This is a genomic window from Spiroplasma endosymbiont of Tricholauxania praeusta (genome assembly GCF_964019535.1).
GTDB classification, from domain to species: Bacteria; Bacillota_I; Bacilli_A; order Mycoplasmatales; family VBWQ01; genus Spiroplasma_E; species Spiroplasma_E ixodetis_A.
This window is the reverse complement of the sequence record NZ_OZ026450.1, coordinates 1,138,545-1,150,358: the sequence shown is the minus strand read 5'-3', so window position 1 is coordinate 1,150,358 and position 11,814 is coordinate 1,138,545. Positions and strand designations below refer to the sequence as shown.

The following is an 11,814-nucleotide window of genomic DNA, read 5'->3' as shown; positions in this document are numbered from 1 at the left end:
AGGGGAAAAAATATGAAAAAAATAAATCATTTATTAAAAATTTTGTTGTTAGCTTCAATGTTAATAACTACTATTACATCCAATAGCAAGGCAGAAAAAACAGTTACTGATTATCATCAATTATACGTTCTTGGTGATAGTCTTTCTGATACTGGTAGTTTTGTTGGAGCTGGGAGTGACTTTGTCCAAAAATCACCATTAGCACCTTTATGAGTCGCTCAAGTAGAATTAGGAGATCCATATTATTTAAATCGCTCTTTCAGCAATGGTAAGGTTGCAGCTGAAATTTTAGCTAATAAATTACATTTAAACTTACAAGCAGGATGAAAATATACGATTTTAAATGATGCAGCAACTTATGAACAATTTGGTAATAACTATGCGGTTGGAGGCGCTGTTGCAGCTGAAAATGATTCATGAACAGGAGAATTTTATTCAAATCGTTTTAGCCTTCAACATCAAATGGCTGCTTTATTATCTCAACATCAAAATTTACAAAGTGATGATTTAGTCTTTCTTGAATCAGGAAATAATGATATGTTGGCTGCTATTGATAGTGGTAACTATTATAAAGGACTTGATATTATTTATAATGCAATTATAAAAGAAGGAGATATAATTCAAGAATTAATTAATAAAGGCATTCAACATATTGTTGCTACTGATGTTCCAGATTTTAGTCTTGTCCCAAAATATTATGGAACTAAATCGCAAGTTTTAGCAAAACAATTATCTGATGCTTATAAAACACTTTGAAATCATGAGATATCTTTATATACAACTAATTATCCTAATTTTATTAGAAGATTTAGTTTAAGAGAAAAATTAAGTAAATATGAGTTGATATTTCAACAAGAAGGAAAAAATATTACTCAAAATGCAATTGAATCTGATTATGCTCATATGGCATTAGATGGTGCTGTTACAGCAACATATGTTAATGGTTCAACAAAAGAAACATTAAATAATTATTTCTTCTTTGATGAAGTTCATCCAACAACATTAGTGCATCAAGCAGTTGCTGAAGATCTTTATAATTTAGTTGAAAAGTGATAATGTTTTAAAACATTAGATATAACAATTAGTATATAAGATAAAAGTTCAAATTTGGAATATTATCAAAAACGAAAGTGTTTTCCGAATATTGAAACATTGAATAATCTTAAAAAAGTTTATTATTGAGGAAAAAATAAAAGTGTGATTATATATGAAACATTATGATATTATAACATTAACATAAAATATATTAATAATTTTGTGAGGTTGGAAACATGGTTTATATTGTTCATGGTCAAGATGAGTATTTAGTAAGAAAAAATATTGAACAATTAATTAAAAAAAATCATAAAAAAGAAAATTATGATTATAATCTATATGAATTACAAGAGGATACAATTGTTAATATTATTAATGAAATTCAAATTATGAGTATATTTGAAGAAAATAAAGTAATCGTAATTAATGATAGCAGTAATTTATGGCAAAAATATATTAAAGAAAAAAAATTTGTTAATGCTTTGCTTAATCATAATCAAAAAACAATGATAATTATTAAAAGTTTAAATGTTGATTTTAAAATTAGTAGAGAATTTCAACAATTTAATATTATCAAAATTAAAAATTATACAAAATCACAATTATTATTATTAATTAATAAAGTTTGCAATAGTTTTAAAGTTAACATTACTCAAGAAGCAACTAATTTTCTTTTAGAATACTTGCCAAATGATGTCAGTATTATTTTAAATGAGTTATCAAAATTAAGGTTAATTGGAAAAAAAATAAATTCAGATATTATTATTGAGGTGGTTCCTAAATATTTTGAAACAAATATTTTTAAAACTGTTGAATATATATTAAAAAAAGATTATAACAATTTTTGAACACAATATAACTATTATAATGTTATTAATTATGATAAAATTAAATTGATTAATATTCTTGTATATCAATTAGAATTAATTAGAGATATCAAAATTTTAGTTAAACAAAAAAAAAGTAATGAAGATATTTCCAATATATTAAATATTTCCAAGTTTCAAGTAAAAATATTAGAACAATATTTAAATATTAATTTAAATATTAATAATATTTTGTTAAAATTATATGAATTAGATTACAATATCAAAAAAGGAAAGTTTAATAAAAATATTGCAATTGATTTATTTTTTTTGAATATTTAGTATATAATTATAGATGTTTTAAACTCAAGAGGTGATACATATAATGAAAAGTAATAAAAATACTGATGTTACAGAAAAAAAGTTAGTAGAAGAAAATAGTGACATTACATTGGTTAAATCAAAAGTAAAAAGAGTTACAAAGAAAAAAACCGAAAAAGTGTACTCAGAAGAAGATTTAAATGTTGCATTATACTATGAAATATCAAGTACTATATATAACAGTTTAAATAATTTAATTGTTAGAAAATCTATTTTTGCTAATGAAGAACTTTTAAAAATTTTAGAATTACAAATTTCTAATTTATTTTTTCTTGAAAAAGAACTAAAAGAATTAAAAGATAAAAAGTATGCAATAGAATTTTTGCAGTTAATTTCTAATTTGGTAAATCGTAGTTTGAGTATTACTAAAAGTTCTCCTAAAAATCGTATTGAAATTCTTGAAGAGCGTAACTTATTAATAGTTACAATTACTAATATTTGTAAGACTGTGGAAAAAGAAAGTCTTGAACGAATAAGACAGTTTGATAATAATACTTTTAATGAATTAAATGATCAAATTACTGCATTAAATAATTTTAGTGATGATGCTACTGAGGTTAAGCCAAGTGTTACTCCAAATAATCAGAATGTTGATAATAATGTTGATACAAATCCTAATATTGGTGGCATTGGGAATCTAGGTAATAATTTAAATATTAATAATCTTGATAATAATAGTTTAGCAAATTTAGCGAAGTTAGGTGTATTACCGCAACATCCCGCCACAAATCCTAAATTTTACCCTTATATGAATAAACCAAAATATATTCCACTTTTAAAGAAAATATTATCAGCTTTTTTCTTATTAACAACAGTGCTAGCAATAGCTACTTATATACTAACTTATTTTATAGCAGGTACTTTTCAAATTAAAGATAATAGTACATCACCCGTTTATTATAATTTTGCACAACAATCAAAAACTATAGTTTTCACTATTGTTACAACAATAGTTTTAAATGGAGGCTTTTTATATTCAATTTTAAAACCACCAAAATTAGGTCGTGATTTATATCGAACATCATATTTTTTAATAGTTATTTTAATTTTTTGAATAATTTATACAATTTCAAATTTATTTTATATGACAACAGATGATTCATTATTAAGAACATTTACTTCTTTTTTAGATAAAGGTGACAAAATTAATCCTAATTCTTTACCTTGATTAAAAGGATTAGCAACTTTTAAAGCTTTTCAAATATTAACATATATTACAGCAGCATCAGCAATTTTACCAATTGCTATTATACTAGTTATTGCTATTCTTAATCCAAAAATTGATCGTAATAAAATTATGAGAGCCAATTCGGAATATCAAAATGCTATTAATAATGCTTTAAGTGGTAAACCCTATGAAATCGATCCATCACTTTTTGATGATAGTTTAGATAATGATAATAAAAAAGATACAAAAGATCATAAATTTTGACGTAATAGTGATTTATTTAAATAATAAAATTAAAAAGGACTAAAAGTCCTTTTTAATTTTATTATTTTTAATTATTAGTTTTATTATGCTTGTCAACGTAATTTTGAACTTGCAACTATTGTGTAAATACCAATCAATCCAAGTGCAACTCCTAGATATATTCCATAAGTTGTTGTAAAAGTAAAACTTGTTCCACTTCAAGCTTGAATAAATGGATCCATAGCGTATTTGAATGGATTAAAGTAAGTTGCGTATTTTAAAACAGGACTACTATTAATTAACTCAGCCGGGAAAAATACCCCACTTAAAAGTGCAACTGGAAAATAAATTACATTTGATGCTGCAACTAAAGCAGTTACTGATTTGAAAATTGAGGCTAATAACATTCCTAAACCCATTGATGAAAAGAAAATTAAGATAATAAATGGGATAGATTCTCCAATAAAATTTGCTGTTACTATATTACTTCACCCATAAGTACCACCAAACATAATTCCAGCTCATAATAAAGATCATAAGAATGTTGCTATCATAAAGAAAAATCCAATTATCATAACTGAAAGAACAAAGAAAATTGGTTTAATATTTGTTGCTCCAATTCGCTTCATTAAAACACTATTTTTAAATTCAACAATTGTTTGTGGAATAATGAAAATTCCTACTGCCATTGGTTGTAACATTGAAATTGAACCAACTAAAGTATGTAAACTTTTTACAGTATCACCTTCCATTTGTTTAAAAGGAAAACCTTCTAAGAACAACATTAGAATTGGAAATAAAACTAGAAAGAAGGGTACAAAAAATCCTCGATAATAATATTTAAACATTAAGTTTATTAATGGTCGACTTTTTTCGGGCATTTTGGCTTTATGAATTCATTTATTTTTTTTCTTATTTTTTTTGATTTCAGCATTTTCTTTTTTTATTTCTTCATATTGTTTTTTTAAATCAGCTTTTTTATTTTTATCAAACATTTTTCATGTAAAGTTATGAACTGAGCCATATTTTTTTAACAATATCTTTAACATTTCTTGCTTCTTTTATAACTCCATTATGAATGTAAATATACTTTTCACAAAATTCTTCAACTTCGCTCATATTGTGAGTAACTAAGATCATTGTCTTATTTTTGTCAATAATATTTTTTCTAAAGAATTCAAAAATTTCTGAACGAACTTCAATATCTAATCCCGTGGAAACTTCATCTAAAATAACTAGATCAGGATCATGAATAACAGCTAGTAAAATATTTAAACGTTGTTGTTGTCCACCTGAAAGTGTTTGAATAAACTTATTTTCAATTCCAAGTAATTGATATGTCTTCAGTAACTCTAATAGTTCATCTTCTTTCATTGAAATATTAAAAGTATGTAAATAATATTTAATCATATCCATAACAGATATTCCGGCCGGATATCTAGATTCTTGAAATTGTAAACCATTTACCAGATGTTCTTGACGAATTATTTCACCAGATGTTGGTTTTTACGAATACCACCAATAATTTCACTTAAAGTTGATTTACCACTACCATTTGCACCAATGATTCCAATTCGATCGCCAGGATTAATAGTTAAATTAACTTTATTTAATGCTACTTTATTTTTATATTCCTTTGTTAGATTCAAAATTTCTACTAGTGGCCGAGACTTATCTATTTTTTTCTTATTTTGTTCATTATTTTCCATATATGATACCTCCTGCATTAGATTGTACTATAATTAAGTGTTAAAAAGCAATTATTGAAATTTGTAACAATAAAATAAACAATATTAATTCTAAATATTTTGGAAAAATATTTTTTAATTTTTGTTTTTCATGTATATATAATATAGATTTGAAAATAGTGATTATCTAGTATAGTAATTTAACACTTGCTTTAAATCAACATTTATGAATTTAAATCCCATTTAATTATAAAATCATATACTATTAATGATTACTTTTGTTGTTTTATAAATAAAAGTTATTATATTGTATAATTAATTATATTTGAGAAATTAGATAGAAACTCAGGAGGAACCATTGTGGAAAATTTAGTAAGTGAAGAAATAATTGAAGAAACGTATTCAAAAATTAAAGATAAAATTAGTAAGACAAGTTTGATAAAAGCAGATAAACTTTCTTCATTTTCTGGTAATAATATATTTTTAAAGTTAGAAAATTTACAAAAAACAGGTAGTTTTAAAATTAGAGGCGCTTTAAATAAGATTCTTAATTTATCAAAGGAACAGCAAGCAAAGGGTTTAATTGCTGCTAGTGCTGGTAATCATGCACAAGGAGTCGCTTTAGCAGCTTCAAGTTTAAATTTAGTATCAAAGATAGTTATGCCTGTAACAGCACCACTAGCCAAAATTGCTGCTACTAAAGAATTTGGTGGTGCTAAATGTACTGTTAAACTTTGTGGTAATATGTTTGATGATGCAATGTCTGAAGCATTAAGACTTGAAAAAGAAGAAGGGTTAACGTTAGTTCATCCATATGATGATAATTTTGTTATTGCTGGTCAAGGTACAATTGGTTTGGAAATATATGAACAAATGAATGCAATGGGTAAAGAAATTGATTATTGTTTAGTTCCAATTGGTGGAGGAGGACTTTTAAGTGGTATTTCAATTTATTTAAAAAGTAAAAATCCAAATATTAAATTTATTGGTATTGAAGCACAAAATGTTGATTCTTATAATCAAGCTTTAAAACAAGGAAAACCATTTAAAATTCAAGGTAAAAGTTCAATTGCTGATGGAATTGCTGTTAAACAAACAGGGGAATTAACATTTAATATTTTAAAGAAAAATGTTGATAAAGTTATTACTGTTAGCGAAGAAGAAATTGCACAAGCAATGTTATTTTTATTAGAAAAATGTAAAATTGTAACTGAAGGTAGTGGTGCTGTTAGTGTTGCTGCTATTCTTTCTGGTAAATTAGATAAAATCATTGGTAAAGATAAAAATGTTGTTTGTGTAATTAGTGGTGGCAATGTTGATATTACTACATTAGGAACAATTATTAATAGTGCCTTAATTAGTTCACATCGACGAGTTCCTTTTTCAGTTAACGGTAAAATTAATAATAGTACTATTAGCGAAATTATTAATATTATTACTAAAAATGGTGCTTCTATTTATAAAATTCACAGTACATTTGATCGTAATAAATTAGATATTAGTAATTTTAGTATTTTTATAGTTATGGATACATCAGATGAATTTCAAAAAAATAAAATTTTTGCTGAGATTAGAGCATCAAGTTCTAACTTTACATTATTAGCGAAATAATTTTTGAATTTGGTATTTTATTAAAACAAAAATTTAGTTTAAAAATATCAATTATATTTTAAAAAGAGACACTATTAATAGTGTCTCTTTTTAAAATAAATTATAGTTATTTTGCTTTTGCTAATTTAGTCATAATTTTAGATTTTTGACGAGCAGCTTTATTAATGTGATAAATGCCTTTAACAACAGCTTTATCAATTAAACTACATACTTCATTAACAAGTACTGTAGCATTTTCTGCTTTGTTTTTTATTGATATTTCAGCTTTTTTTAAAGCAGTTTTAACTTTAGATTTATAACTTTTATTAATTTCATTTCTTTTTTGGTTTGTTTTAATTCTTTTAATTTGTGATGCAATGTTAGCCATTTTTTCTCCTTTTTTGTTTTGAACATGTTTTATAGATTAATTACAACAAAAATAATTATAACAAAAATCATAAATGTTGTATAATATTTTTTATTTTTTCAGTATAATTAATGTGTTAGCTTTTTGTTAATAGTATATTTTAATTTTTTTACACTTTTAATGTAAATTATTTGTTTAAAAACTTTAATGATAAATGTAGGTGTGGTAAATAAATGAGTTACTATTTTCGTAACCCTTATCAATTTTCTTACCATAGTATTGGTAGGATTAGAACAAGATTAAAATTGCAAGACTTAAATGATATCCAATTACGTGAATATTGTTTAAAATTGATTAATGAGTCTTATGATATTGAAGAGACAAAAAGTTTTAAATATATTAGAGTAAATAAAACACATCTTTATTTTGTAATTAAAAAAGATGTTAATTTAATTTTAACAATTTTACCGATGAGTCCAACTAAACTATTAGCAGTAATCGAGGAAAATTTATAAATCAAAAAAGAGGAATAAAAAATGGGAAATTTATCTAGTCAATGATGAATGTTAGCGCTTATAGGAGTAGTTTTAATAATTTTTATTTTTACAACCATTTCAGCAAAAAAGAAGAAAAAAGAAGAGAAAAAACAACGTCAAAAAGAAGTAAAAAATATTATTAAATCCTTTATGCGTGATGAATTAAAATTGCAACATAAAACAGTAGAATTTGAACAAGTAGTTTCACGTAGTAGTAAAGAATATCGCTATCGTGATGTTTTTGATGTAATTGTAAAATTATATGATTCTAAGAAAAATGATTTATTTGCAACTAAAGCATTTGAGGTAGAAGGATTTACTAAGCAATTATCAAAGAAAGAATTTGAAACAATTTGAAAAGTAAATTGTGAATTGGATTTAGAAGAAACACTTAAGAAAATTGAAATGTCAAAAAAACGTAGTGGTAAAATTAAAATAAAAAGAAAGACAGCAGAAGAAAAAACAGCAATTAAAAAAGAAAATGAAGCAGTTAAACTTGCAATTGAAGAAGAACGTTTACAAAATAAAGAAAATAAAAAACGTGCTAAAAATTTAGAAAAACCTAAAATTGCAATTCATGATAAATTTTCTGGATGAAAAGATAAATAAATCTTTATTTTTAAGTAGGCAATTGGGTGATATGTAATGAAAATTTATAAAGATGATTATAAGCATTTCCGTATTTGTCGAAAACTTTCATGATTTTTAAATGCAAAAAATTATGCTTTAGCTAAGCATTTAATTGAAGAGAAAAAGATAATAAATTTTGTTGAACTAACGCATACTAAAACAAGTAGTAAATTTAAATCTAATTTAATTACTATTTCTGATTTAGATGATGATACATTTGAAAATAATTATAATGAAGAAGATGATTCTGAATTTTATCTTGGTGAAACAATTGCAGATGGTATTGAAACTGGGCACTATGCTCAAGAATATTTTAAAGTAAAATATTCTTATTTTAATTTTGAGTCTGAACCGGGTAATAATGTCATAGAAATTATTAATAATAAAGAGTATGATGTTTTATTTGAACCAAGATTTGAATATCAGGGCTGTGTTACTAAGTGTGATATTTTAAAACGAAATAATGATGGTTGGGATTTAATTGAAGTAAAAGCAGTAACTTGAGTTAAAGAAGAACATATGTGAGATTTACTTTATCAGTATGATATTTTAACCAAATGTGGAATTAAAGTAGTTAATACTTATATTATGTATTTAAATAATAATTATGTTAAGAAAGAAAAAATAGATTTAAATGAATTATTTATTGTTAATGGATCAACTTGGCAAAAAAGTCCTAATACTAAAAAAAGTTTTAGTCTTTTTGAATCAATTCAAGATGAAATTTTAAATAATAATTTGAAATTACAATATGAAAATATTAAGAATATTATTAAAATTAGTGATATTGATGAAATAGTTAAATTATTAACTTTACCTTATTGTCATGAAAATAGTAATCAATTTTGTCCTCATATTTTTAAATATTTTTCTATTCATAATACTATTTTTGAATTATATCGTTTAAGAAAAACTAAGAAAGCATTGTGATATTATGAAGAAGATTTGTTAGAAATTAATGATGAAAGATTATTACCATTTTTAACAAAGTCTAATTTACATTTAAGACAATATGATGTAATTAAAAATGGTGAAAAATTAATTGATGGCAATAAATTTGTTGATTTAAAAATTGAATACAAAAAGTACCAATATCCAATTTATATGTATGATTTTGAGACTATGAAATCTGCAATACCTAAGTTTAAAAATAGTAAACCATATCAACAAATTCCTTTTCAATATTCTGTCCATGTATTATTGGCACCAGATTTTGATTTTAAAACTTATAAATCAATTAAACATTATGAATTTTTAGCAGATGGAAATGATGATCCAAGAGAAATGTTAACAAAAAAATTATGTCATGATTTAATTAATATTCATGGTAAGGGTACGTATGTTGCTTATAATCAATCATTTGAGAAATCTGTTCTTAAAAAATTAGCTTATTATTATCCTCAATATAAAAATAAATTATCATTAATCCATGATGGTACTATTGATTTACAAGATTTTTTTAAAGAATTTAAAATTTATAAAGAACAGTTTTATGGTTCTCTTTCAATTAAAAAAACTTTACCAGCATTTGAACCTTCCTTTTCTTATGAAGGATTAGTTATTAAAAAAGGAGATATGGCATCAGAAGTTTTTCGTAGAAGAGTTGAAAATAACATTAGTTTAAGTAATTGAATTCATAATTTTCGTGAAAATATGTTAAAATATTGTGCTCAAGATACTTTAGGTATGGTAGTATTATTCTGACATGTAAAAAATATTATTGAAATGTACAAAGCAAAAATTGAGGGCGAAAATTATGAAAAAATTTAAAATTTTATTTATGGGTTCTTCTTTTTTTTCTGAAAATATTTTAAAAACATTGTTAATAACAATGAAAAATGAAGTTGAAATAGTTGGTGTTGTTTGTCAGCCAGATCGTAAAATTGGTCGTAAACAAGAAGTTGTTCCTTTAGCAATTAAACAATTGGCAGAAGAATATCAAATCCCTGTTTTCCAACCAGAAAATATTATTGAAAGTTTAAAAAGTTTACAATTATTAAATATTGATGTTATTCTTACTTGTGCTTATGGTCAATTTTTACCAAAAGCAATTTTAAATTTACCAAAATATAAATGTTTAAATATTCATGCTTCATTATTACCATCATTGCGTGGTGGTGCCCCTATTCAATGAGCAATTATTAATGGATTACAAACTACTGGTATTACATTAATGAAAATGGTAAGTAAAATGGATGCAGGAGCAATTTATGTTCAAGAACAAGTTTCAATTGGTATTGAGGATACATATACTTCTTTAGTTAATAAGTTGATAACTTTAGCACAAAATATGTTAATAAAATATTTATTAAAAATCATTAATAATGAAATACAAGAGCAAGAACAAGATGAAAATAAAGTAACTTTTGGTTTAAATATTAAAAGAAGTGATGAAAAAATTAATTGAAATCTTTCAGCACAATTAATTTCATGTCATGTTCGTGGATTGTATAATACACCAATCGCTTATACTACATTGAATGATAATATATACAAAATTCATCAAGTAGCAGTAACTAATGAATTATCAAATGCTCTGCCAGGAACAATTGTTGCAATAAATAAATTAGGTATTATTGTTGCCACTAAAACTAATAACATAGTAATTAAGGTTATTCAACCAGCAGGTAAAAAAGAAATTATAGCAGCTTGTTACTATGGTTCTAAAATTAATCCAATTGCAATTGGTTTTATCTTTAAATAGTAAAAAAATAACTAATATTTTTTGGTAATCTAGGAGGAAAAGATGTATCGTTTTCGCTCAATTAAATATCTAGTAATGACTGGTATTATTACTGGTTTATTAGTAACAATTGGTTATTGTTCAACTTTTCTTTTTGGTTGAGCAATTACTAGTTTATTTGGTGGAAATTCTACTTTGCAATTATTTGATGCTGTTTTTATTCCGTTTTGTGCTTTTTTTGAAGGGCCAATGCTGTTATTTGCAGGACCAATTGCGGGTGGCATTTTTGATTTAATTAGTGGTGTTAAAATTGTGGTTATTCCTATTACAATTTTTATTAGAATTTTAATGTTTTTTGTTATTAAGTTATTAATTAATAAATCTTGATGAAGTACTATTTATACTTTCTTTTTTGCTGGTATTTTATTACTTATTTACCCATTGTCTTATTTAGTAATTTATCAAGATTATGCTATTACAGTTAATGAATTAATTACTGATAGTATTCAAGCTATCTTTGCTTATTTTGTTGCTATTCCACTTTATTATGCTCTTAGTAAAAATAAAATTAGATCAAATTATAGTTTTTGAAATGATCAAGAATTTGATTATTTAAAAAATAAAAAAATAACTGTTTTAGAATAGTTTACTTATTATCCATTATTGATATCTAATATAGACAATATG

The 11,814-nt window shown here is 24.1% G+C and carries 13 protein-coding genes; 9 read left to right on the top strand and 4 right to left on the bottom strand.

The window, feature by feature from the left end; translation table 4 throughout:
• The first annotated feature begins 12 nt into the window (after window positions 1-12).
• The 3 genes from AACK96_RS06300 to AACK96_RS06290 all read left to right on the top strand — a co-directional run bounded on the left by AACK96_RS06300 (window position 13) and on the right by AACK96_RS06290 (window position 3,678).
• Window positions 13-1,056 (top strand): SGNH/GDSL hydrolase family protein, encoded by a 1,044-nt coding sequence (locus AACK96_RS06300; protein ID WP_338973944.1) that lies wholly within the window; start codon window positions 13-15, stop codon window positions 1,054-1,056.
• Window positions 1,057-1,271: 215 nt separating this feature from the next.
• Complete coding sequence (holA, locus tag AACK96_RS06295; protein ID WP_338973942.1) at window positions 1,272-2,183, top strand: DNA polymerase III subunit delta; 912 nt, start codon at window positions 1,272-1,274, stop codon at window positions 2,181-2,183.
• 43 nt (window positions 2,184-2,226) lie between these two features.
• Window positions 2,227-3,678 (top strand): hypothetical protein, encoded by a 1,452-nt coding sequence (locus AACK96_RS06290; RefSeq protein ID WP_338973940.1) that lies wholly within the window; start codon window positions 2,227-2,229, stop codon window positions 3,676-3,678.
• Between the two features lie 59 nt (window positions 3,679-3,737).
• On the opposite strand, the gene AACK96_RS06285 is transcribed toward AACK96_RS06290, so the two are convergent.
• The 3 genes from AACK96_RS06285 to AACK96_RS06275 are packed head-to-tail and all read right to left on the bottom strand — an operon-like array spanning window position 3,738 to window position 5,342.
• Window positions 3,738-4,682: an ABC transporter permease gene (locus AACK96_RS06285; RefSeq protein ID WP_338973938.1), complete on the bottom strand. Its 945-nt coding sequence runs from the start codon at window positions 4,680-4,682 to the stop codon at window positions 3,738-3,740.
• Entirely contained in the window at window positions 4,642-5,058 is a 417-nt protein-coding gene (locus AACK96_RS06280; protein ID WP_422397335.1) for an ATP-binding cassette domain-containing protein, read from the bottom strand. The genes AACK96_RS06285 and AACK96_RS06280 overlap by 41 nt, the downstream gene beginning before the upstream one ends.
• A gap of 59 nt (window positions 5,059-5,117) precedes the next feature.
• Entirely contained in the window at window positions 5,118-5,342 is a 225-nt protein-coding gene (locus tag AACK96_RS06275) for an ATP-binding cassette domain-containing protein (RefSeq protein ID WP_338973934.1), read from the bottom strand.
• A 339-nt stretch (window positions 5,343-5,681) separates the two neighbouring features.
• Between AACK96_RS06275 and ilvA the strand changes: the two genes are divergently transcribed.
• Window positions 5,682-6,932 (top strand): threonine ammonia-lyase, encoded by a 1,251-nt coding sequence (ilvA, locus tag AACK96_RS06270; protein WP_338973932.1) that lies wholly within the window; start codon window positions 5,682-5,684, stop codon window positions 6,930-6,932.
• Window positions 6,933-7,038: 106 nt separating this feature from the next.
• On the opposite strand, the gene rpsT is transcribed toward ilvA, so the two are convergent.
• Window positions 7,039-7,299: a 30S ribosomal protein S20 gene (gene rpsT, locus AACK96_RS06265; RefSeq protein WP_338960848.1), complete on the bottom strand. Its 261-nt coding sequence runs from the start codon at window positions 7,297-7,299 to the stop codon at window positions 7,039-7,041.
• 212 nt (window positions 7,300-7,511) lie between these two features.
• On the opposite strand from rpsT, the gene AACK96_RS06260 reads away from it, so the two are divergent.
• From AACK96_RS06260 to AACK96_RS06240, 5 genes are read left to right on the top strand one after another with little or no spacing between them, the layout of a single operon-like run.
• The gene (locus tag AACK96_RS06260) at window positions 7,512-7,793 is read left to right on the top strand and encodes a hypothetical protein (protein ID WP_338973930.1); all 282 of its coding nucleotides are present in this window, start codon (window positions 7,512-7,514) and stop codon (window positions 7,791-7,793) included.
• Window positions 7,794-7,814: 21 nt separating this feature from the next.
• Entirely contained in the window at window positions 7,815-8,423 is a 609-nt protein-coding gene (locus AACK96_RS06255) for a hypothetical protein (RefSeq protein WP_281747823.1), read from the top strand.
• A 36-nt stretch (window positions 8,424-8,459) separates the two neighbouring features.
• Window positions 8,460-10,214 (top strand): DUF2779 domain-containing protein, encoded by a 1,755-nt coding sequence (locus AACK96_RS06250; RefSeq protein ID WP_338973929.1) that lies wholly within the window; start codon window positions 8,460-8,462, stop codon window positions 10,212-10,214.
• Complete coding sequence (fmt, locus tag AACK96_RS06245; RefSeq protein ID WP_338973927.1) at window positions 10,201-11,148, top strand: methionyl-tRNA formyltransferase; 948 nt, start codon at window positions 10,201-10,203, stop codon at window positions 11,146-11,148. Before AACK96_RS06250 ends, fmt begins: the two co-directional genes overlap by 14 nt.
• Before the next feature lie 42 nt (window positions 11,149-11,190).
• Window positions 11,191-11,772 carry a hypothetical protein gene (locus tag AACK96_RS06240; protein WP_338973925.1) on the top strand — a complete coding sequence of 194 codons (582 nt, stop codon included), beginning with the start codon at window positions 11,191-11,193 and terminating at the stop codon, window positions 11,770-11,772.
• Window positions 11,773-11,814 lie beyond the last annotated feature (42 nt).